The following is a 22,351-nucleotide window of genomic DNA, read 5'->3' as shown; positions in this document are numbered from 1 at the left end:
TCAGGCGAACCAGCCGGACGAAGTCAGCCCGTTGTTCATCCGCGGGACGTACTGGTCGAAGTAGACCCGCGCGATCAGCTCGCGCCGCGAGCGCACGCCGGCCTTCTCGAAGACGGCCTTGAGGTGGTCCTGGACGGTGTACGCCGACAGGTGCAGCGTGCTGGCGATCGCCTTGGTGTCGGCGCCCTGGAGCACGAGCTGGGTGACGTCGCGCTCGCGGGGCGTGAGGCCGAAGGCGGCGACGACAAGGGCCACGATCTCCGGCGGGCGGGCCTCCTCGATCGTGATGACGACGTCGCCCCCGGCGTTGCCGAGACCGCTCAGCGGGCCGGCCTGGAGCACGAGCCAGCGCCCGCGCGGCGTACGGACCCGGCAGCGCGGCAGGTCGGTCGTCTCGCCGCGCGCGTAGCGGCGCGCGGCGCCGACCAGGCCGGAGACGACGGCGGGCGAGATCCCGCCCCGGCCACCCGAGGCGAGCTCGCCCAGCCAGCGTTCGGCCGGTCCGGTGATCTGGGTGACCCGGTCGTCGGCGCCGACGATCACGACCGCTGGGCCCGGCAGCTCGGGCAGGTCGAGGGGCTCGGTGCCGTCGGTGCCGCCGGTGCCGTCGGTCCCGCCCGTGCCGTCGGGGGCGGCCAACGTCGCCAGCAGCCCGAGCCGGACGCCGCGGGCGAAGGCCGGAGCGAGCGAGGCGAGGAAGTCGACCTCGGCCTCGTCGAAGGGCCGGTCGTCGGGGCCGCGCATCAGCCCCATACCGCCCCAGACCTCGCGGCCGTCGCGGAACATCAGCCGGACCTCGTCGCGGTAGCCGAAGAAGGGTTGGTGGTAGTCGCGGATCCGCAGCGAGCTGGCCGGGTCGCCGCCGGTGCTCAGGTGCACGCCGGCCGCGGGTCGCTCGGCCCGGGCCAGGACCGTGAAGGACGTCGGCTCCGGGTTACCGTACTCGATCAGCCCGAACCGGTCGTCGTGCATGTCCTCCTGCTCGTCGAGGTCGCCGAACTTGCGGTCGCTCGTGAGCAGCAGCGTGCGGGGGTCGATGGTGCCGACGCAGGCGCTGACCCACGGCACCGCCCGGCGGACCGACGCGACGGCCTCGGCGAAGAAGGACTCGAGGTCGAGGCCGGCGTGGGCGACGACGCCGACGTCCTGCCGGACCCGCTCGCGCAGGAGGGGCGCCCCCATCAGGCGAACCAACCGGACGGAGCGAGCTCGCCGCCCATCCGCGGGACGTACTGGTCGAAGTAGACGCGCGCGATCAGCTCGCGGCGCGAGCGCACACCAGCCTTGTCGAAGACCGACTTGAGGTGGTCCTGGACGGTGTAGGCCGACAGGTGCAGCGCGCGGGCGATCTCCTTGGTGTCGATGCCCTGGAGCACCATCTGGGTCACGTCGCGCTCCCGCGGGGTCAGCCCGAAGGCGGCGACGACGAGCGCCACGATCTCCGGCGGCCGGGCCTCCTCGATCGTGACCACCACGTCGCCGTCGCGGTCACGGAACCGGCTCAGCGGGCCGGCCTGCAGGACCAGCCACATGCCGCCGGCGGTGCGCAGCCGGCAGCGCGGCGGGCTGTCGATCTCACCGCGGGCGTAGCGCCGGGCGGCGCCGATGAGCGCGGCCACCGGGGAGACCGGGTCGGGATGGGTCGGGCTGCCGACCAGCTCGCCGAGCCATTGCTCGGCGGTCGGGGTCATCTGGGTGGCCCGGTCGTCGGGCCCGACGATGATCACGGCCGGCCCGAAACCGGGCTGCGGCGCGACCACGTCGGCCACCCGGGTCAGCACACCGGCGCGAACACCGCGCGCGAGCGGGCCGGCCAGCGAGGCGAGGAAGTCGACCTCGTCGGCGTCGAAGGGCCGGTCGTCGGCTCCCCGGAACAGGGCGGCCGCGCCCCACAGCTCGCGGCCGTCACGGAACGCCAGGCGGGCCTCGTCGCGCACGCCGAAGTGCGGCACCATGAACCGCTCCATCCGCCCCGAGCGCTCGACCTCGCCGTCATGGACCAGGTGCACGCTGGCGGCGTCGGTGCCGGTGCGGACCAGCTCGGAGAACGCGGTGGCCTCGACCTCGCCGTACTCGATCAGCGCGAACTCGTGGTCGTACTGGTCCTGCCCCTCGATGGCGCCGTACTTCCGGCCGCTGGTCAGCAGGTGGGTGCCGGGGTCGTGGGTCGCGACGCAGGCGCTCTCCCACGGCACGGCCCGGCGGATGGAGTCGAGCGCCTCCCCGAGGAAGGTCTCGAGGTCCAGCCCGGCGCGCGCCACCACGTCCACGTCCTGGCGCACACGCTCAGCAGTCAGTCCACGGGCCACCAGAGCAGTGTGGCGTATGCACCCGGGGGTGCGTATCCCATATTTCTGGGGAAGTCCGGATCCCAGCAACCTCGGACCGCGAAGAACCCCGGGAATCGGGATGGTGCGCTCCCCTTTCGGTGACCCAGGGTTGCGCCATGACCACGACTCCTGACCTGACTCCCCTGGCCCGGCTCGCGTCCGGGTGCGAGATCCACCTCCCGGGCGATCCCGGGTACGACGCGGCCCGCACGCCGTGGAACCTGGCCGTCGACCAGCGGCCTGCCGCCGTGGCCGTCCCGCACACGCCGGCCGAGGTCCAAGCCGTCGTCCGGGCTGCGGCCGAGGCCGGCCTGCGGGTCGCCCCGCAGAGCTCCGGCCACGGTGCCGCGCCGCTCACCGAGGGCGCGCTCGACGACGTCGTCCTGGTCCGGATGCACGCCCTGACCGGCGTCACCGTCGACCCCGACGCCCGCACCGCCCGGGTCCTCGGCGGCACGCTGTGGGCGGACGTGGTCACCGCGGCGGCGCCGCACGGCCTGACGGTGTTGCACGGCTCGGCGCCCGACGTCGCCGTCGCCGGCTACCTGCTCGGCGGCGGGTTGTCGTTCTACGGCCGCCAGCACGGCCTCGCGGTCAACGCGCTGCGTGCCGTCGAGGTCGTCACCGCGGACGGCACCCTGCGCCGGGCGAGCGCCACCGAGGAGCCGGAGCTGTTCTGGGCCGTGCGCGGCGGGGGCGGCAACTTCGGGGTCGTCGTCGCGTTCGAGCTCGACCTGCTGCCCTACGCCGACGTGTACGCCGGCATGCTGCTGTGGGACCGCGACCGGGCGCCCGAGGTGGTCCGCGCCTGGGTCGAGTGGAGCCGCACGGCGCCGGACTCGGCGACCACGTCGCTGCGGGTGATGAGCTTCCCGCCGCTGCCCGAGCTGCCGCCGTTCCTGTCCGGTCGCGACATCGTCGTCGTCGACGGCGCGATCCTGGAGTCCGACGAGGACGCTGCCGCGGTGCTCGCTCCGCTCCGCGCGCTCGAGCCCGAGATGGACACCTTCGGCCGGATCCCGGCGACCGCGCTGCTCCAGGTCCACATGGACCCGCCCGGGCCGTCGCCGGCCGTCGGCGACCACAGCGTCCTCGGCAGCCTGGACGAGGCCGCGATCGAGGTCTTCCTCGAGCAGGTCGGGCCCGGGACGCGCAGCGGCCTGATGTTCGCCGAGCTGCGCCAGCTCGGCGGCGCGTTCGCCGTACCGGCTGCGGGTGGCGGGGCGCTCTCCCACGTCCCCGGCGAGTACGCGCTGTTCTGCGTCGCGATGGCTCCGACCCCGCAGGCCGCGGTCGCCGGCAGGGCGGCCACCTTCACGGTCGTGCGCGCCCTCGGCGCGTGGTCGCGGACCAGCCTGGTGCCGACCTTCGCCGAGACCAAGGTCGACGCGAGTCGCTTCTACGACGGCGAGGACTGGGTCCGGCTGTGCCGGGCCCGCGACGCCGCCGACCCGGACCGGCTGTTCGTCGCCAACCACGGCATCTGAGCGCAGGAGCCGCCCGGACAGCGGAGCCCAATCCGACAGATCCCGCCCGCAACCCGTCCGCAGGTGCACACAATGGAGGGATGACGGTGGGCCCGGGGGGCCGTCGGGCTCGTCGTTCCGTCCGGACGCACGGCCGGCGGTGGATGAGCCGCGACGAGCAGCGGGGAACCCACTCGTCGTGGTGGTGGGGCATGGCGGTCGCCGTCATGCTGCTGCACCCCTACCTGGTGGTCGGGGTGCTGGGCGACCCGGACGGCGACCGGGTGGCGCTCGCCGGGCACGCGGTGATCCTGCTCTCCGACCTCATGCTGCTCGGCGCGGGCGTCGGGCTCGCCCTCGACGCCCGGCTGTCGTACGACGGCCTGCGCGCGGGCATGGCCATCGCGGCGACGACCGTGGCGGTGCAGGACGCCCCCCTGGTCCTGCTCGGGATGCTCGACCCGGACCTGAGCGCGCACTCCTACCGGCTCACCAACGGGCACCTGATCACCGTGCTGATCGTGCTCGTCGTGATCCACCGCGGCCGCCAGGCACGCGCACCGGGACGGCACACGGTGGTCGTCGGCGTGCTGCTCGGCCTGGCCGCTCTGACGGCCACCCTGGCCCTGCACGCACTGATGACCCGGTGGGAGCACGGCTCCGCGTTCCTCACCACCGACGACGTCCCCGACATCGTGCTGATGGTGGCGATCGGCGCCGTACTGGCCGCCATCGGCCTCGAGCTGCGCCACTCCCCCCTCCCGGCCTGGGCATCGACCCGGATCGGGGTCGGCATGCTCGCGATCCTCGCGGCGCGGCTGTACGCGACCGTGGTCGACGCGATGACCCCGCCGCCCGTCGCCGTCGTGGGCGTCGCGGTGTTCAGCGCGCTCACCGCGACCACCGCCGCCTCGCTGCTGCGGCTGTCGCTGGAGCAGGCCGACGCCCGGGTGGCCCACTACGCCCGGTTGGCGGCGGACGCGGAGGCCGAGGTCAAGCAGGACCGGGAGGTCGCCCACGAGGTGCGCTCGACGGCGGCCGGGATCGCCGCCGCGGCGCGGCTGCTGGCCAGTGGCCGGGTGCCGCCCGGCCCGCGCCGGGACGCCCTCGAGGCGATGGTGGACAGCGAAGCCGCCCGGCTCGGCCGCACGGTCGCCTCCCGGCCGGACCCGCTGACCACCATCGCGGTGGACGAGATCGTCGCACCCCTCGTCGTCGGCCAGGCCGCCCGCGGCCACGACGTCTCCTGGCAGCCGCACGGCCACCGGGTGATCGCCCGCCACGACGCGCTCGCCGAGGCGCTCGGCACGCTGGTCAACAACGCAGCCGACCACGCCGGCGGCCGCGGCACCACCATCACCTCGTCGGCTGACGGCGACCACGTCGAGATCAGGGTCACCGACAACGGACCCGGCCTCGACCCGGCCGTGCGCGAGCGGCTCTTCACGTGGGGCAGCCACGGCACGGCCTCGGACGGCCAGGGCATCGGACTGCACCGGGCGCGCCGGTTGCTGCTCGAGCAGGGCGGCACGCTCGACCTGGTCGAGGAGACCGGCCCGGAGCACGGCGCCGCGTTCGTGATCCGGCTGCCCCGGGCGGTCGACCGGACGGCCTGAGGCGCCCCCGTCACTGACGTGCGCGGGGGAACACCTCCAGGGAACGGCGGTACAGCGCGACCGCGGCGAGCTGGGAGTCGACGCCGAGCTTGCGGCGCAACGACTTCACCTGGCTGCGCACCGTGGCCTCCGCCACGCCGGACGCCTCGGCGATGCGGCGCACCGACAGGCCGTCGTACAGGGAGCCGAGGACCTCGTACTCCCGGTGGGTCAACAGCTCCATCCGGCGGACCAGCTCGCGCTGCTCCTCCGCGACGCTCTCCCACTCCCGCAGCGCCCGTTCTTTGAGGACGGCCGGGGTCGGCGAGCCGCCGGCAAGCGTGTCGCGGATCGCCTTGGCGAGACCGGCGGTGGTCGTGGTCGTGGGCAGCACGCCGGTCGCGCCCGCGCCGAGCACCGAACCCCACCGCGGCCCGAACTCGCTGTCGGTGAGGACCAGCCAACGGATCGGACCGCGGCTGACGAGCAGCTCCACGTCGTGCAGCAGGTCCGGCGTACGCAGGTCGCACAGGATCACGCCGACCGATGCGCCGCTGCGCGCCAGGCCCTGGCGGAACGAGAGCCGGCCGCCACGCTCGGGCCACTCGAAGAGCACCGGCGCCAGGCTGCGGCCGCGCAGGGCGGCCGCGATCGCCTGGCCGACGAGCCTGCGCTCGGCGACCAGCGCGATCCGCCGGACCGGCTCCTCAACGGACATCGAGGACGACACGGTCGATCGTTCCGTGGAACTGGTCGGCGGAGCCGTCGGCGATCCGGCCGCGGTCAGCGACCTTGGCGCCGATGGACAGGGGCACGTGCTCGAAACTGATCGCGCCGGGGTCGCCCGCGACCGTCCACTCCTTCGGGGCGGCGGTCCCGTCGAGGTCGACCAGCCGCAGCACCACCGACGGCCCGGACCGGGTGCAGGTCAACCGGTACCAGTGGTCGGGGGTCACCGGCCCGTCACCCTGGGCCACCACCTCGCCGAGCGAACCGGCGAGACGACAGGACGGCACGCCGTGGTCGAGCTGGATCTTGAGCTGGGAGGGCTCGCCGTAGCGACCGCGCTGGACCAGGTTGTCGCCGTCGTCACCGGGTCGGCCGGCCGTCGCCGGATCGGCCCGGAAGTCCACCCCGACCACGAAGTCCCCGGCCCCGGGGTCGAGGGGGTCGGCCTCCCCCGGGTCGCTCCGGACGACGAGCGCCGCGGCCGGCACCACCCCGTCCGCGGCGTACGCCGGGGTCCGTACGGCGGCGCCGCCGTTGCGTCCCGGCGCCCAGGTCAGCCTGCCGCCGCCCGCGGTCACGACGGTGATGTCGACGGTCGCAGTGCCGTCGTTGACGGCTCCCGGGACCAGGTCGCCCGGGACCACCACGTGGTCGAAGCCGAGTCCGAGGTCGACGCCCTTGAGCCCGTTCGGCCGCTCCGGCGCGCTGGACCGGACCGCTCCGTCGCTCACGGCGCACCCCCCTGCGACGCCCATCGCGAGCAGGACCAGGACGAGTCCCCGGCCGGACACGGCTCAGCCGCCCCGTCGCACGGTCGGGCCCGCGAAGACCACACCCGGCCCCCACCGGACCCCGTCGACCAACGGACCGCCGACATCAGTGGCCTCGCCGTCCGGCCTGGCCGCCTGCGCCGTCTGCGACCAGCCGGTCCGGCGCAACCGTCCCGACGCCGTCGTCCAGTAGAGGTGCTTGCCGGCGACGAAGATGCCACGGGCCTTGCGCGGCGCGAAGCCGCCGGCCTTCCGCGACGCCACCAGCCGCACCGCCCCGACGATGCCGCTCTCGGGGTTGAAGTAGCGGTAGTGGAGGCGGCGCGAGCCCGCGAGCGTGAAGTAGATCCGGCCCCGGTCGTAGAACATCCCGGTCGTGGCGGCGAGCTCGGCACGCCAGTCGAGGAGGGGGACGAGGCCGTCCGCCCCGTCGACCGGCTCGGGCGGGCCATAGCTGGTGCCGTCGAAGGCGCGGCGCGTGAAGGACCCGTCGCGGCCCGCGACGTACAGCTGCCCGCCCAGGACGAATGCCCCAGCGACGCCGGCCCAGTCCGGGCCGCCGCCGGGCACGGTCGTCGCAGGACCGGACCGGCTCCCGCGGTGGGTGCGCCGGACCAGGTCGCCGCCCTGGACCCGGTAGATCGTCGAGGGCCGCCGGGGCGGTCCCACCGCCGGGTACGACGCCCCGCCGGCCGGCAGCAGCGCGATCCGCGAGCGCAGCTGCCCGTTGATCCTGTCGGTGTCGGATCCGATCCACAGGCCGCGGTCGGTCGCGAGCAGGTCGCCGACGCCGACGCCCCTGCTGCGCCCCGGGTTCCAGCGGAAGGGGAGGCCGTTGACCGGACTCAGCGCGGCCAGGCCCTGCCGGGCCACGGCACCCGGACCCGTCGAGTTGACCCCGAAGGAGTTGTTGAACCAGCGCTGATGGCCGCCGACGTACACGGCGGACGGGGTCACCTCGACCGCCTGGACCGTGTCTCCCCCCGTCGACGCGATCCAGGACGGTCGGGCCGCGCGGTCGGTGCCGCGGGTCTCGAAGCGGGCGACGGTGTCGCACGGGGATCCCGGCAGTCCGGGACCTCCCGACGTGGCGACCACGAGGTACGAGCCACTCGGCGCGAAGGCCACGTCACGGACGTAGCTGTAGTAGAGGTCCGAGCAGGGCGCGGCGTAGAACCGGGTGCGGAAGGACGTCACCGCAGCGCCGCGGCGCAGGTCGAGCACGGCCAGCTGGACGCGGCGCTCGCCCTGCACCGACCGGAAGTTCCCGATGAGGGCGAGGAAGCGGCCGTTGGCGTTGAGGTCGACCTGGGCGACGGTCGTCCGTCCGAGGCCCTTGCGCGCCTGCCCGCGGACCTTCACCTCCGGGCTCCGCCGCGCGGCACCGGTGCGGGCGGAGAGCGCGGCGAGCGCCCGGTGCCGGCGACCGCCGATCCGGGTGAACTGACCGGCCACCCACAGCTTGCCGCGGCGCAACCGCAGGTCGCGGACCTCCCCGTTCACCGCTCCCGCGTCGAACCGCGGCACGACCGTGCCGCCGGCGAGCGCGACCCGGGCCAGGCGCAGCCGCGGCTGGTCGCCGATCCGGGAGAACTCGCCGCCGACGTACACCGTGCCGGCGGGGCCGGCCACGACGACGTTGACGGGTCCGTCCGGGTCGGGGTGGAAGAGAGGGTCGATCTGCCCGGTCGCCGCGTCGAAGGCGAGCAGGCCGCGGCGCGGGAGCTCGGTGGCGCTGCCGTCGTTGCGGGCGCGGGTGAAGGTGCCGCCGAGGACGATGGTGCCGCCGACCTGGGCCACGGAGAGCACCTCGCCGTCGAGGACGTGCGGCGTGCCTGCGACCGGGTCCTCCCCGACCAGGGTTCCGCCCCGGTCGGTGGTCGCGAACGCCTCGGGACCGGCCCACGCGAGGAGGCAGCAGAGGACCGCCACCAGTGTCCTTCTCATGGGCGTCCTCCCCTCGCCACCGCACGATCAAGCAGGTTCAGGCGACACTAGGACCGCCGACTAGCCCCGGCGCCGCGCGCGGCATTAGTCCCCCAAAATTGGTGAGCCGCGACCGACAGCGGCCGGGGTGCACTGGGCCCATGACGTCCACCACGTCACCGGGGGACCGGCCCGGGCGGGGACACCTTGCCGAGCGATGCTTCGTCGTCGCGATCGCCGGCCTGCCCGTGTGGTGGCTGCTGGGTCTGGCCTCGCTGGTGCCGCTCGCCCTCGCGGTGCCGCTGGCGTGGGACCTGCGCAAGCGGCGCCGGGTCACGCTGCCGCCGTACGCCGGCTGGTGGGTGCTCTTCCTGCTCTGGGTGGTGCTCGGCGTCGGCACCTTGTGGGCGGCCGCCCCGGGTGCCGTCGACGACGGGGGCGCCGGAAGGCTGCTGGTGTTCGGCTACCGGCTGGCGTGGTACGCCGCGTGCACCGTGCTGCTGGTGTGGATCGGCAACACCCCCACCGACCGGCTCCCGGACCAGCTGGTGCGCCGGGTGCTCGCCTGGGTCTTCGTGGTCACCGTCGCCGGCGGTCTCCTCGGCATCCTCGCCCCGGACCTGGCGGTCACCACGCTGGCTGAGCGAGTGCTGCCCGGAGGACTGAGGAGCAACGGCTTCGTGAGCACGCTGGTGTCGGCCGAGACCGCCGACGTCCAGAAGGTGCTCGGGGCACCGGAGCCACGCCCCAAGGCGCCCTTTGCCTACACCAACACCTGGGGCAGCGTCATCTCGCTGACCCTGGTCTTCTTCGTCGCGACGCTCGTCGCCGGCCGGGCACGGCTGCGCTGGCTCGCCGCGCCCGTGCTCGCCGCCGCGGCGGTGCCGATCGTGCTCAGCCTCAACCGCGGGCTGTGGCTGGCCCTCGGCGTCGCCGCCGTCGGACTGCTCGCCCTCCTCGCCCTGCGCCGCAACCACACGGCGCTCGGTGTCCTCGTCGCCGTCGTGGTGCTCGGCGGCGTCCTCGTGCCGGCGACCTCGCTCGGAGCTACCGTGAGCGAGCGCCTCGACCACCCGCACAGCAACGAGCGGCGCTCGCAGCTCCTCGTCGCCACCGTCGACTCGATGAGCCGCGGCTCACCGGTCGTCGGCTTCGGCAGCACCCGCGACGTCGAGGGCAGCTTCGCCTCGATCGCCGGCGGCGCGACGCCGACCTGCCCCGCGTGCGGCGTACCTCCGCTCGGGACACAGGGCCAGCTGTGGCTGGTGCTGTTCTCCCAGGGCTGGATCGGGACCCTCTTCTTCCTGGCGTTCTTCGTGCTGGCACTGCGCCGCACCTGGCGCTGTCGCACCGTCAACCAGACCGTCGCGACCTTCGTCCTCGGGATCTTCCTGCTCCAGCTCACGGTCTACGACACCCTCGGGCTGCCGATGATGATCGTGATGGCCGCCGTCGGGCTGGCCTGGCGGGAGGAGCAGACCGGGACGGCGCTGCGCCGCCCACCCGCCCGGGCGCTGGTCGCCGCGGCCACGATCGGCCTGATCGGGGCCGCCATCGGCGCCGGGGCCACCCGCAGCGAGGACCGGCACGTCGCCAGCACCGTCACCGTCGCGCTCACGCCGTCCCCGACCTACCTCGACGTCGGCGACATCGCCCGGGAGGCCGACAGCAGCACCCTGGTCAAGCCGCCCGACCCCGCGACGATCGACACCGAGGCGGCGCTGCTGCGCTCGGAGCGGGCACTGGACCGGGCCGGGACACGGGTCGGCATCGCGCCCGCCGTCCTCCGCTCGGACATCCGGGTCGCCGCACCGCCGCTGTCGACGGTCCTCGACGTGACGGTGACGACGACGCCGGCCCACGATCCGGCCGCGGCGGCGCTCGCCGTGGCGCAGGAGTACCTGACCGAACGCGGCCGGTTCCTCGAGACCCGGCGCACGGACCTGATCGCCCGTCTCGACGAGCGGCTGGCCGCCATCGACGCCGCCGACCCGGCCTGGGCCGCGACCCGGGCCTACCTGCGGGCTGCCAGCGACCACCTCACCACGCACCGGCCCGAGGTCGGCAGCGTGATCCGGGTCGGCCCGGTCCGGACCGTCGGCGCCGACCCCGGCGTCCCCGTCACCAGCGGCCTGGCGCTCGGCGGCCTGGTCGCACTGGCATCCCACCGCACCCCACCCAGGATCCGGCCCCGGACCCGGACCAGGAGACAGCGATGAACCCCCGCCCCCGCGACATCTGGACCCGCCTGGTCATCGACCCGCTCGCGGACCCGCTCGCGCGCGCCCTCGCCCCCCACCCCGCGGTGACCCCGAACCGGGTGACCGTCTTCTCCGGCGCGCTCGGCGTCACCGCGGCGGCCTGCCTGGCAACCGGCCGGCTCCGGCTCGGGGGCGTGCTGTTCCTGCTCCGCTTCTTCGCCGACTGCCTGGACGGCAAGATCGCCCGGCTGCAGGGATCGAGCTCCGCGCGGGGTGCCCTGCTCGACGTCGGCACCGACGTCGTGTGCGTGACGGCGACGTACGCCGGTCTCGGGCTCTGGGCGGTCCGTACCGACCGGGCCGGCGTCGGGGTGGCGGTGGGGCTGCTGGCCGCGGTCGCCACCTACGGCTGGGCCCTCGCCCACCGCAAGCACCTCGCCGAGCGGGCCGGCCGCGGCGACGGCGGCTCGGACCTGATCGGCCGCACCGACCTGCCGCTGCTCGACCCGTGGCTACGGGTGTGCCGCCGGCTCGGGATGAGCCCGGTCCCGTGGGCGGTCGAGGCGGAGACCCTCGTGCTCGGCCTGCTCCCCCTCGCCGGACCGCGGTTCGCGGCCGCCGGGCTGGTCGTGGGTCTGGCGTTCTACGTCGTGGCCACCGGCACCAACCTGCGGCGCAGCTGGCGGATCGCGACGGCGCTGGACGTCGTACCTCCCCGGGGGGCGAGCGAACCGAGTGCATCAAGTGCACCGAGTGAGAGGAGAGCGCCATGAACGGCCCGCCGGAGTGGCCCGACGTCGACGTCGTGATCGCGACGCACGACCGTCCGGTGCTGGTTCGTGAGGCGATCGCGGCCGTCGTCGGGCAGGAGTACGCCGGCCGGATCCGCTGCATCGTCGTCTTCGACCGCTCCACCCCCGACCGCGACCTGGTCCGCCTCGACGGCGGCGACGGGCGCGTGGTCGACGTGATCGAGAACCGTCGCAGCCCCGGCCTGGCCGGCGCCCGCAACAGCGGCGTGCTCCACGGCCGCGGGGACCTGGTCGCCTTCTGCGACGACGACGACGTGTGGCTGCCCGGCAAGCTCGACCGCCAGGTCCGCGCCCTCCTCCAGGGCGACGCCCCGACCTGCGTCACCGGCATCGAGGTCGACTACGCCGGGACGACGACGACCCGGGTCCCGACCGAGGCCGACCTCGAGCTCCGCCACCTGGTGCGGCGCCGCGTCATGGAGGCACACCCGTCCACCGTCGTCGTACGACGCCAGGACCTGCTCACCACGATCGGGCTCGTCGACGAGGAGATCCCCGGCAGCTACGGCGAGGACTTCGACTGGATGATCCGCGCCGCCGGCGCCGGCGGCTTCCAGGTGGTGGCCGAGCCGCTGGTCCGGGTGCGGTGGGGCGGCTCGCAGTTCTCCCGCCAGTGGGCGACGATCGTGGCCGCCATCGACTACGGGCTCGCGAAGCACCCGGTGTTCCGCGAGGACCGTCGTGCCCACGCCCGCCTTCTCGGCCGCAAGGCGTTCGCCCTCGCCGCCCTCGGCGACCGCTCGGCGCTGCGCCTCGCCGCCCGCACCGTCCGCACCTCCCCGCGGGAGCCGCGGGCCTATCTCGCCACGCTCGTCGCGCTCCACCTCGTCCGCGCCGAGCGGCTGCTCGACCTCGCGCACCGACGCGGGCACGGGATCTGAGGGTCAGGCGGCGTCGCCGGCGAAGACGAGGGTCTGCTGGGCGTGGAGCTGATACTCGGCTTTGGTGAGCACGGTGGTGCCGGTGGTGGTGACGAGGCGGTAGAGGCCATGGGGTGTTCCCCAGATCCACCGGTCAGGTCCGAGCTGCAGCACGGTGTAGCCGAGGTGGGTCTTGGCTCGGTGGTGATGTCTGCCGAGTGGGGTGTCGTTGTGGTCGCCGGTCTGGCCGGGTGGGCCGTGCCTGTCGTAGGCGATCGTGTGGTCGTGGTCGGGTGCCCGGCCGTGGTGGGCGAAGAGGCCGGTGGCGTGGGGGAACACGTCACCCAGGGTGCGTAGCTCGGTGCGGTGTTTCACGTCGGCGGGGTGCTCGTAGCCGTTGACCGAGCGGCCGGTGTGGAGGTCGACGACCGGGCTGATGGTCACGTTCGTAGTCCGGGCGAGGAGGGCGCGGACCTGGTCGAGGAGGCGGGGTCCGTTCACCCGGCCCTCGACGCGGGCCAGCGGACCGAGGTTGCCGGTGGTGTCGTGGGCGAGGTGAATCACCAGGTCCACGCTCGTCCGGTCGGGGGCCGCGGTGCCGGGGTCGTTTTCCTCATCCGATCCCTGGAGGAACGCGAGGACGGCGGCGGGGTCGGCGAGCATCGCGAACGCTTCGGCCCGCCAGTGGTCCATGCCCAACGGCTCCCCGCCATCGGCGGCTGCGGGAGCGTGTTCGGCCAGCGCGGTGGCGAGGTCGTCGACCATCCGGGCATGGGCGAGGGCGTCGGCCTCGTCGATACGGGCGAACACGACCCCCAGCCCGGCAGCGTTGTCGACGGACTCGATCTGCGTCCCGGGGCGGGGCTGGGGGAACCAGACCCCCTTGTCCTTCCGGTTCGCGTTGATCCGTTCCCGGTGGGCGACGGGGTCGGCTTCGATGATCTTTGCCTCGGCGATCTTGAGGATCCGCGAGGGTGCCTCGTCCAGGGCCGCGGCGACCGCGGTGTCGACGACCCGGACCTGGGGGCGGGTGAGCTTGCGGGACCAGCGGGCGACCTTGCGCACCACCCACAGCTCACAACGCCCGGCCTTCACGCCCTTCCATATGGCGGGGAGGCGGTGGCGTAGGTCGAACGCGTCGGCCAACGCGTTGCGGGTGGACAGGACACCTTCGTGGCGGGCGATGGCCATCTCCACCAGGGCCAGGTCCTGGACCTGCGGCGTTCCGTCGCCGCCGAGGGTGATCAGCTTCGGGCCACCGAGTCGTACGGGCACCGCGTCGGGTTCGGTCTGCGGGTCATTCGAGTGGAGGTCGGCCCAGGCGAGCAGCAGCTCGAGCTGTTCGACTTCGTGGATTCGGTGGACCTGGACGCCGTTCCCGGCCGCGTGGAGAAGCTGCGCCGGGGTGGCGTCCGAGAGGTCCGAGAGCATGGGCCGATTCTACTCGAACATGCGTTCGTATGCCATGGGCCGGCGAGGACTTTCCCCTTGTTTCTAGCGGGTTCTCGCGCCTTCGCATCGGGGCTGCGCCGTCTCGGCGGGGACGGTAAACCGACGGCCGAACCCGGCCCCTGCGCCCCTCTTTCGTTGCTGCCTTTCGGAACCCGGCCGGCTACGCGACCGAAGCAGTCTGGACAGTTCCGGCAGCACGGCGGGTGGTTTCGAGGCTCGTCGCTAGCGCTCCTCACACCTCAACCACCGGGAGGCTCGTCGCTAGCGCTCCTCACACCTCAACCACCGGGGGGCCACGTACCGAAAATTGACCTGCGCGGCCTCTGACGGCCCTGGCGGGCCGCTCGTTACCCGCGAGTCCGCACTTCATCCCCCATTTGGGGGACAAGATTGGTCGCAACCCCTCGGACTGGTTCCAATCGAGCCGATCGAGAAGAGATGACGAGGCCGTGATCATGCTCCCCACGGCCGGATTCGGGGAGGTGGCGTGTGAAGAACGCCAACAGACGATGGACCTGGCTGGTCGCCGTGCTGGCGATGCTGATGATCGGAGCGGTCGCGGCCGTTCCTCCGGCCCAGTCGAAGACCAAGACGGCCGGCGCCGCGCCGACGGGCAGCTTCGAGACCCACCTGGACGGCTTCGCCGGGGTGAAGGGCAGCCGCGTGGCGCTCTCGCGCCAGGGCGCCGGACGCAACAACACGCGGGCGATGGTGGTGCGGGCCAAGCTGGGCCCGGCGGACACCGTCAGCCAGCACCGGTTCGCTCGCAAGCACGCCGCCGGGGCGTCGTACGTCGTCCGGGTGTGGGTGCGGACCGTGACGGAGCGGCAGGTGGGCCTGCGGGTCCGCGAGGTCCGCGCCGGCAAGACCGTCCAGGTGCGCTCGACCAAGGTGACGACGAAGGCCGGCGCCTGGTCGCGGCTCCAGGTGCGGGTGACCACGAAGAAGCGCAACTCGGCGCTGCGACTGCGCATCCGGGCACCGCACGTGCGCTCCGGCGAGAAGGTGCTCGTCGACGACCTGAGCGTCGACCGGAAGGGGGGCGGCAGCAACACCGTCACCTCGCCCGAGGGCAACGTCGCGAACCTGACCAACGGCTGCGGTCGTACGGCGCGCGGCATCCCGTCGTGCGGAACCTACGTCGGCGCCGCCCACGGCTCCAACACCGACCCGACCACGCTCGAGCAGCAGCTCGGCGGCCACCTCGGGGTCCGGCGCACCTACTACAGCGCGACCGGTGTCGCGAGTGCGGTGCGCAACGCGCAGGCCGACCTCGCCGTCGGCCGGCTGCCGTGGATCAGCTTCAAGCTGCCGTACTCGTGGACCGACATGGCCAACGGCAAGGGCGACGCCTGGGCGAACGACCTCGCCCAGCGGCTGGCCGCGCTGGGCGGCCCGGTGTGGGTCGCCTTCCACCACGAGCCGGAGGGTGACGGCGACATCCAGGAGTGGCGCCGGATGCAGGAGCACCTCGCTCCACTGGTCCGCAAGGCCGCACCCAACGTGGCGTTCACCGTCGTCGTGACCGGCTGGAACCAGTTCTACGGCGACCCGGCGTACAGCCTGGCCAACATCTGGCCGCGCGGCGTGAAGATCGACGTGGCCGGGTTCGACATCTACCAGCAGTACGGCGTCGTGAAGAACGGCACCACCACCACGAAGTGGACCGACTTCGCGCAGTACTACCAGAAGATCTCGACCTGGGCACAGTCCGTCGGCACGGAGTGGGCGCTCGGCGAGACCGGGGTGACCGACACGGCCGCCGAGGTGCGGCCCACCGAGATTCCCAACGCCGTGGACCTGATGGAGACCTACGGCGGCATCGCCTACAGCTACTTCGACACCACGCTCAACAGCATCGCGCCGTGGAACCTCGGGACCACGACCAAGCGCAACGCCTTCGCGCAGGCCCTGTCCGGGTCGCCGACGCTGAAGTAGCCCGTTCCACCCGTTCCACCCGGAGGCGCTGGGGCGCCTGGCCGCTACACGTCGGTCAGGTGCTCCAGCGCCACCAGCGTCTGCATCGCCCGCGTCGAGATGTGCTCGCCGCCGGGGACGTCGACCAGCTGCAGGTACCGCGTGAGGATCGCGACGAGGTAGAGCATGCTCTGCACGTGCGGCTCGCCCCCCAGGCTCCGGTCCCGGTACGACGCCAGCGTGAGCGCACGCAGCACGCCCTCCGCCGACGCCGGGGCGCCGGAGTTGAGCGCGTTGACGACGTAGTGCAGGGCGTCGAGACCGCGCGGGACGCCGGTCTCGAAGCGCTCCCAGTCCCACAGCAGCACCTGCTCGCCGGCGGGTGCCATGTTCCACGGCGTCCAGTCGCCGTGCCACGCGCCCCACTGCAGGTCGCGGTGACCAGCGATGGCGCAGACCCGTTCGAGGGCGCGGCCGAACCGGCCCCGCGAGACCGGGTCGGCCAGGTTGCCGGTGACCTGCCACTGACGGTGCCACCAGGCCGAGTCGCCGAGCGGGCCGTCGGGCGCCGCGAACCGCTCGGCGAGCTCGTCCATCGCAGCCGTCGGCGGCGACCAGGAGTGGCGGTGGCGTCGCCACGGCGACGGCTCGAGCGGCCCGACGACGAGCACCGGCCGGCCCTGCCAGGAGGTGCGGGCGAGCAACGCCGGCGGCACGACGTACCGGTACGGCTGGGCGGTCACGGCCGCGAGCGCGCGACCCTCGGCCGTCACGTCCGCACAGGTGTTGCCCGACCAGCCGACCTTCACGAACGCGCGGCACCGTCCGCGGCCGTCGAACACCTGCAGCACCGGCTTCCGGTTCACCCGGGCGGTGCCGATGCTGATGCTGAAGCTGACCGGGGTGCCGAGGACACCGGACAGGTGCTCGGCGAGGCCGTCGGTGCCGCCGCGGACCTCGACCCGGTGCCGCAGCAGCCGCGGGACCGCGCGGACGGCCGCACCCGCCGCCACCCGGGTGGTGGTGTCCCACCAGGTGGAGGCGGTGCTGATCCGGCGCAGCGACGCGCCGGCGGCGACCGACGACTCGACCGGCACGAGGACGGTCGGGCTGTCGCCGCGGCTGATCACGGCGTACCGCGCCCGGACCGGACGGTCGTCGCGGACGCTGCCCTCCGGGACCAGGTCGGCGCCGGGCCACAGCTCGGCCGCGGCGTCGAGGAGGTCGGTGCTCACCTGTTCGCCTCCGTCCGGACGCAGGCGAACAGGTGCCGGCCGTAGTTGTCGGCGTAGGGGCCGACGGCGTCGCGGTCGGGGCCGAGGTCGAGGACCTGGTCGAAGGTCGTGTGCTCCAGCAGGAACGCCCGGATGTGGGCGGGGTTCCAGCCGCGGAGCGAGGAGCGGAACCAGCGTTCGTGCTCCTGGCCGGTGTCGAGGAACAGGATCCGCCCGGTCGCCCGGTCGAGCAGCCGGACCAGCTCGACCTCGTCGCAGCTGCCACGGCCGAGCACGAAGTGGTGCAGCAGGCTGAAGCAGGACACGACGTCCCAGGTCTCTCGGGTGCTGCGCAGCAGGTCGACGGCGTCGCCGATCCGGATCTGCGACGGGTCGACGCCGTAGACCAGCCGCCCGAGGGTGGCGCCGAGGGGATCGCGTTCCAGGCCCTCCGCGTCGAAGCCGAGCTCGCCCATCTGTCCGACGAACCAGCCGTAGCAGCTGGCGACGTCGAGGTAGCGCCCCCCGAGGGTGGGCCCGATCGCCCGGCGCAGGAAGGCGTCCATCGCCTCGAGGCGGTCGACGCAGCAGCGCACGGTCGGCCACTGCGACGCGAGCTCCGGCGACGCGATCGGCTGGTAGAGCTGACGGCCGCCCTCGAGCCACGACATCCTCCGCAGCAGGTCCTGCAGCGGGGTGGTCACCTCGCCGCGCCGCACCCTCACCTGCACCGTCGTCTCCCCTGCGGCGGCCGCCTGCGCGACCCGGTGGTGCCCGTCGAGGACCTGGAAGCAGTCCGAGTGGGCGACCGGTACGACGAGTACCGGCTGGCCCGGTGGCGAGTGCAGGTCACCGGCCGGCGTACCGTCCCCGGAGGGGCCGCCGGCCAGGAAGTCTCGCGCCTGGTCGACCACCCCGGCGGCATCGGCCGCGGCGAAGTAGCGGCCGGTCTGGCGGATGCAGGTCCGCGCCATCCGGGCGTAGGGCGTCGCCAGCAGCTGTTCGTCGCTCAGCCCGCCGTTGCCCGCGGCCAACGCGAGCAGTCCGGCGTGCGGTCCGTCGGCGACCCGGCGTGAGGGCCACAGGGGGTCGCCCATCGCGGTGGCGAACTCGGCCGCGGTCATGCCGTTCTGGCCGCCCAGCAGCAGCTTGGCCACCGGCACCTCACGCAGCCCGGGGTGCCAGCGGGCGACCCGCGCGATCCGGTGACGGCTCGAGGCGGTCAGCAGGTGCCGGTTACGCGGACGGTGCAGCAGGTCGGTCATGTCGTGGCTTCCTCTCGCCAGCTGGGCGTCCTGCCGAGGTGGTCGGCGAGGGCGGCATCGGGTGCGTCGAAGTAGCGGCGGAGGTGGGCCGCCAGCTCGGGGGGCAGGGGCGCGCCGGGGCGCTCGTTCCAGCGCCCGACCACGGCCGGCCGGTGCACGGGCAGGCCGAGCCGGCGCTGGAGGTCGACGTACACGTCGACCGGGTCGGCGAAGAGCGCGTCGGCGTCGACCACGTGCACGCGGTCGCGGCCGAGCGCGGCGACGTAGCGGTCGATCTGGACGGCGTACTCGCCGCGTTGGAGGTAGGCGTGGTGCCGGTGCGAGAAGCTGGTCGCGCCGGGCGCCTCGGCGAGCAGCTCGGTCTGGCCGGCGGTCCGCTCGGCCTCGCGGGCCACCGCCTCGGCGAACGGGAGCTGATCGAAGCCGCGCGCCGACTCGTGGCGGTGAGCCGAGTGGGCGCGGGTCACCGGGTCCCGGACGAGCGCGACGACCTGGCACCCGGGCAGGTCGCGAGCGATCCGCGCGGCAGCGAGCGGGTGGAAGAGGTAGTAGCCGCTGCACTCGAAGGTGCTTCGGCCGCGGGTGGTCCAGCGCAGCGGGAAGTGCGCGCGGTACCAGCGCCGGCCGTGCCGGTAGCCGTCGTCGAAGTAGCCGGTGCCCTTGTCGACCGTCGGGCGACACAGCCCGGGGTGCTCGCTGAGGAGGCGGAACAGGGTGGTGGTACCGGCCCGCTGGGCTCCGAGCACGACGATGCTCGGCTCCTGGCGCAGGTCGGCGGTGAGCCAGCCCCAGCCGAGCAGCACCGCCCGGGCGGCCCGGCGCAGCCGGGGCGGGAGCACCGGGCGCAGGCGGCTGGCGAGGGCGCGGATCATGCCGCCACCGCCAGGGTGCGGTCCCGGCGCCGGAGGCCGGAGGCGAAGACGTCGACCGCGAGCCGGGCGCGCAGCCGCCAGACCACGACGGCGTACCCGGCGCCCGCCGCCAGGCAGGTGACCAGCCAGCCGAGCGGGGAGAGCCCGACCAGCGCGACGAGGGCGACGGGTACGCCGACGCAGCCCAACGGCAGCGCGGCAGCGAGGAGGAGCTGACCGAGCTGCGGGGCCAGGCCGATGTCGGAGCGGAGCTGGAGGACGGCGAGCACGCAGCGCACGACCACGGCCGCCACCCAGGCGACGGCCGCCCCGGCGATGCCGATCCGCGGGACGAGCACCAGGCACAGGCCGACGTCGAGGCCGAGCGCGACGAGCGTGTTGGCGAGGCTGCGGCCACTGCGCCCGGTCATCAGCAGCAGGGTGTCCACGGGTCCGGAGGCGACGGCGACCAGCATGCCCGCGGCCATGACGAGGGCGACGGTGACCGCCTCGCCGGTGACGTACGACGGCCCGAACCACCCGAGATAGGCGGCCGGGGCGGCCGCGACACCGAGGTAGACGGGCCAGGCGAGCAGGATGCTCCAGCCGGTCGTGACCCCGAAGACCCGGTTGACGAGTGCCGGCGCCTCGTCGGGCGGCCCGGCCAGGATCAGGGTGAACCGCGGCTGCACCACCGTCGAGACCGCCTGGTTGGCGAGCTGCCCGAACACGACGAAGCGGGTCGCGACCGTGTAGACCGCGGCGTGCATCGGGGAGAGCAGCCACGCGACGAGCACGATGTCGAGCCGCTGCACCCCGACCTGCGCGATCCGGGCGACCGCTCGCGGCCAGGTGAAGGACCAGAACTCCCGCGGCCCCACGGCCGCCCGCTGCGCCGCCCCACCCGAGCCTCCGGCGCTCACCGCCCGCAGGGCGCGGCCCGCGAGCACCGCGCTGCCGACGTACGCCGCCGCCCAGGCGGCCCCGAGCCACCCGCCCGGGAGCCCGAGCAACAGCACCAGCGTCACGAGCACCACCTGGACGCCGGGCCGCACGATCCGGTCGACGACGACGGTGGCGCGGAACAGCGCGTGCGCACGCACGCTCGCCAGGCACAGGTCGGCGGTCGCGGCGAGCGGGAGCGCCCACACCAGCGCTCGGGTGTCGGGCACCCAGGCCGCGAGGGCGAGCGCGAGCAGGCAGGCGACGAGCACGACCGGGATCCCGGCCACCCGGACGAGGCGTCGGACGACGTCCGGCCGGTCGTCGCGCAGGACGAAGCGGGCGAGCCCGGTGTCCGTGCCGAGTCCGGCCGTCGCGAGCGCGACCAGGAACACCGCCGTGGCGGCGAAGAAGCGGCCGGCGGTGTCGGCGGGCACGCTCCGGGTGACGAGGAGGACCAGGCCGAACCCGGCGAGGGTGCTGAGCAGCGCCCCGGCGAGGGTGGCCGCACTCCCCCGCGCGACGGCGCGCAGGTGGCGGCGTTCACCGTCGGTCTCCGGGGCCAGGTCGCTCACGAGTCCACCTCGACCAGGCCGACCACGTGGGTGGACACCCGCTCTGCCTCGACCAGCACGGTGTCGATCTCGGCCCGGGTCGAGACATGGGGCCAGAACTCGACGACCACCGCGGTCGACGCGGCCAGCAGGGCCCGGCCGACCGGGGTGGCGAGCCCGGGTGAGCGGACCAGGACGAGGTCCGCTCGCTTGGCGAGCTCGGCCAGGCTGCGCCTCATCTCGGCGGAGGCGGCGAGGTCGGCGAAGTCCGCGCGGGTCGCGCTCGCCTCGGTGACCGGGTGCAGCCGGCTGTGGAAGTCCCCGTCGGCGACGAGGACGTCGTCGACCACCGCGTCCTGCAGCACCAGCTCGGACATGGCCGCGACGACGGCCGGCAGCGCGAGGTCGACGGTCACCACCTCGTACCGGGCCCGCGTCAGCGACTCGGCGAGCGCCGCGAAGGCCAGCGGGTACTCCCGGCCGGGCAGGGCGACGGTGACGACCGGGGGCCGGTCCGAGCCGACAGCGAGCACCGCGGACCGCACCTGGGCGATCACGTCGCTGTCGGCCCGGACCGGGGCCGTGACGACACCGAGGGGGACCGGCCCGTCGTCGTCGAGGTCGGCGAGGCCGCGCACCACGTCGGGTGCGGTGCGGCCGGCGCGCGACATCCCGACGAACAGCACGACCAGCAGGCCGAGCAGCGCGCCGAGCGTGCCGGCGCGCAGCGGGCTCGCCCAGGGGCCGGCGCCGACGACCTGGCCCGGGGTGACCAGCTGCCCGGGGTCGAGCCCCACCGCCTGGGCCCCGGCGAGCTGGGCGCGCAGCGAGCTGATCTGGACGACCACCTCCTGCACCTGCTGCTCCAACAGCTGACGCTCGGGCGCGGCCTGGGGCAGCTTGTCGAGCCGCGCGACGGCGGCGTCGCGCTCGTCCTCGCGCAGGCTGACCAGCTCCTCGAGGCGCGAGGTCCGCTCGTAGACCGCCGACTCGGTCCGCGACCGGCGGAACTGGAGGTAGACGTCGGCGAACGCCGACGCCCGCGCGACCGCGGTCGCGTCGTCGGGTCCGCGGGCGGTGATGTCGAGCAGCTGGGTGTTCGGTGGCACCGAGACGGAGACGGACGGCAGCAGGTCGCTCGGTTCGCCCTTCTCACCGAGCCTGTCGAGGACGGCCCGGGCCACGGCGTCCGAGCGGAGCACCTGGGCCTCGGTCTCGAGGTTCACCAGGTCGTCCCCGCGCCCGCCCGGGCTGTAGGCGTTGCCCTCCAGCGGGTGCAGCATGATCACGGCGGTCGCGACGTGCTCGGCCTGCCGGTGCCGCGCCCACGTCACGGCGGCCCCCGCCCCGAGCGCGGCCACCAGGACCGCTGCGAGCACGAGGCGCACGGTGATGAAGCGGCGCTGTCCCATCGCACCTCCCTGGATGTCATCCCCACGACGACCGACCCACTATGGGCATCTCGGC

17 protein-coding genes are annotated in these 22,351 nt (G+C 74.2%); 6 read left to right on the top strand and 11 right to left on the bottom strand.

The features are described 5' to 3' along the window. A complete protein-coding gene (locus tag KU893_RS08095) occupies positions 1 to 1,182 on the bottom strand; it encodes a response regulator transcription factor (RefSeq protein ID WP_218233846.1) in 1,182 nt (393 codons plus the stop codon). Then, a complete protein-coding gene (locus KU893_RS08090; protein WP_218233845.1) occupies positions 1,182 to 2,309 on the bottom strand; it encodes a response regulator transcription factor in 1,128 nt (375 codons plus the stop codon). The genes KU893_RS08095 and KU893_RS08090 overlap by 1 nt, the downstream gene beginning before the upstream one ends. Before the next feature lie 137 nt (positions 2,310 to 2,446). On the opposite strand from KU893_RS08090, the gene KU893_RS08085 reads away from it, so the two are divergent. Then, positions 2,447 to 3,817, top strand: a complete 1,371-nt coding sequence (locus tag KU893_RS08085) for an FAD-binding oxidoreductase (protein ID WP_218233844.1) — start codon at positions 2,447 to 2,449, stop codon at positions 3,815 to 3,817. Positions 3,818 to 3,960: 143 nt separating this feature from the next. Continuing rightward, the gene (locus tag KU893_RS08080; RefSeq protein WP_218233843.1) at positions 3,961 to 5,412 is read left to right on the top strand and encodes a sensor histidine kinase; all 1,452 of its coding nucleotides are present in this window, start codon (positions 3,961 to 3,963) and stop codon (positions 5,410 to 5,412) included. A 10-nt stretch (positions 5,413 to 5,422) separates the two neighbouring features. Here the strand turns inward: KU893_RS08080 and KU893_RS23545 are convergent, their stop codons facing one another. From KU893_RS23545 to KU893_RS08065, 3 genes are all read right to left on the bottom strand, one after another. Then, on the bottom strand, positions 5,423 to 6,121 hold the full coding sequence (locus tag KU893_RS23545; RefSeq protein WP_218233842.1) for a LuxR C-terminal-related transcriptional regulator: 699 nt from the start codon (positions 6,119 to 6,121) through the stop codon (positions 5,423 to 5,425). Beyond that, positions 6,099 to 6,851: a hypothetical protein gene (locus KU893_RS08070; RefSeq protein ID WP_218233841.1), complete on the bottom strand. Its 753-nt coding sequence runs from the start codon at positions 6,849 to 6,851 to the stop codon at positions 6,099 to 6,101. The genes KU893_RS23545 and KU893_RS08070 overlap by 23 nt, the downstream gene beginning before the upstream one ends. 63 nt (positions 6,852 to 6,914) lie before the next feature. Continuing rightward, positions 6,915 to 8,837, bottom strand: coding sequence for a hypothetical protein (locus KU893_RS08065; RefSeq protein WP_218233840.1), 1,923 nt, complete (start codon positions 8,835 to 8,837; stop codon positions 6,915 to 6,917). Positions 8,838 to 8,977: 140 nt separating this feature from the next. Here KU893_RS08065 and KU893_RS08060 point away from each other — a divergent pair, with 140 nt between their 5' ends. The 3 genes from KU893_RS08060 to KU893_RS08050 are packed head-to-tail and all read left to right on the top strand — an operon-like array spanning position 8,978 to position 12,710. Next, positions 8,978 to 11,035, top strand: coding sequence for a hypothetical protein (locus KU893_RS08060; RefSeq protein WP_218233839.1), 2,058 nt, complete (start codon positions 8,978 to 8,980; stop codon positions 11,033 to 11,035). Continuing rightward, positions 11,032 to 11,790, top strand: a complete 759-nt coding sequence (locus tag KU893_RS08055) for a CDP-alcohol phosphatidyltransferase family protein (RefSeq protein ID WP_218233838.1) — start codon at positions 11,032 to 11,034, stop codon at positions 11,788 to 11,790. The genes KU893_RS08060 and KU893_RS08055 overlap by 4 nt, the downstream gene beginning before the upstream one ends. Next, positions 11,787 to 12,710 (top strand): glycosyltransferase family 2 protein, encoded by a 924-nt coding sequence (locus KU893_RS08050; protein ID WP_218233837.1) that lies wholly within the window; start codon positions 11,787 to 11,789, stop codon positions 12,708 to 12,710. The genes KU893_RS08055 and KU893_RS08050 overlap by 4 nt, the downstream gene beginning before the upstream one ends. A 3-nt stretch (positions 12,711 to 12,713) precedes the next feature. On the opposite strand, the gene KU893_RS08045 is transcribed toward KU893_RS08050, so the two are convergent. Next, positions 12,714 to 14,120, bottom strand: a complete 1,407-nt coding sequence (locus tag KU893_RS08045) for a hypothetical protein (RefSeq protein ID WP_218233836.1) — start codon at positions 14,118 to 14,120, stop codon at positions 12,714 to 12,716. A 510-nt stretch (positions 14,121 to 14,630) separates the two neighbouring features. On the opposite strand from KU893_RS08045, the gene KU893_RS23540 reads away from it, so the two are divergent. Next, on the top strand, positions 14,631 to 16,079 hold the full coding sequence (locus KU893_RS23540; RefSeq protein ID WP_218233835.1) for a cellulase family glycosylhydrolase: 1,449 nt from the start codon (positions 14,631 to 14,633) through the stop codon (positions 16,077 to 16,079). Positions 16,080 to 16,123: 44 nt separating this feature from the next. On the opposite strand, the gene KU893_RS08035 is transcribed toward KU893_RS23540, so the two are convergent. From KU893_RS08035 to KU893_RS08015, 5 genes are read right to left on the bottom strand one after another with little or no spacing between them, the layout of a single operon-like run. Continuing rightward, positions 16,124 to 17,293, bottom strand: coding sequence for a hypothetical protein (locus KU893_RS08035; protein ID WP_218233834.1), 1,170 nt, complete (start codon positions 17,291 to 17,293; stop codon positions 16,124 to 16,126). Further along, positions 17,290 to 18,537: a ParB N-terminal domain-containing protein gene (locus KU893_RS08030; RefSeq protein ID WP_218233833.1), complete on the bottom strand. Its 1,248-nt coding sequence runs from the start codon at positions 18,535 to 18,537 to the stop codon at positions 17,290 to 17,292. The genes KU893_RS08035 and KU893_RS08030 overlap by 4 nt, the downstream gene beginning before the upstream one ends. After that, entirely contained in the window at positions 18,534 to 19,409 is an 876-nt protein-coding gene (locus KU893_RS08025) for a sulfotransferase domain-containing protein (protein ID WP_218233832.1), read from the bottom strand. Before KU893_RS08025 ends, KU893_RS08030 begins: the two co-directional genes overlap by 4 nt. Then, positions 19,406 to 20,905: a lipopolysaccharide biosynthesis protein gene (locus KU893_RS08020; RefSeq protein ID WP_218233831.1), complete on the bottom strand. Its 1,500-nt coding sequence runs from the start codon at positions 20,903 to 20,905 to the stop codon at positions 19,406 to 19,408. The genes KU893_RS08025 and KU893_RS08020 overlap by 4 nt, the downstream gene beginning before the upstream one ends. Next, positions 20,902 to 22,296, bottom strand: a complete 1,395-nt coding sequence (locus tag KU893_RS08015; RefSeq protein WP_218233830.1) for a YveK family protein — start codon at positions 22,294 to 22,296, stop codon at positions 20,902 to 20,904. Before KU893_RS08015 ends, KU893_RS08020 begins: the two co-directional genes overlap by 4 nt. Positions 22,297 to 22,351: the final 55 nt, after the last annotated feature.

The sequence above is a fragment of the Nocardioides daeguensis genome (assembly GCF_019192965.1).
Classification (GTDB): domain Bacteria; phylum Actinomycetota; class Actinomycetes; order Propionibacteriales; family Nocardioidaceae; genus Nocardioides; species Nocardioides daeguensis.
Note: the sequence above shows the minus strand (reverse complement) of the source record. Positions and strands in the feature narration are given on the sequence as shown.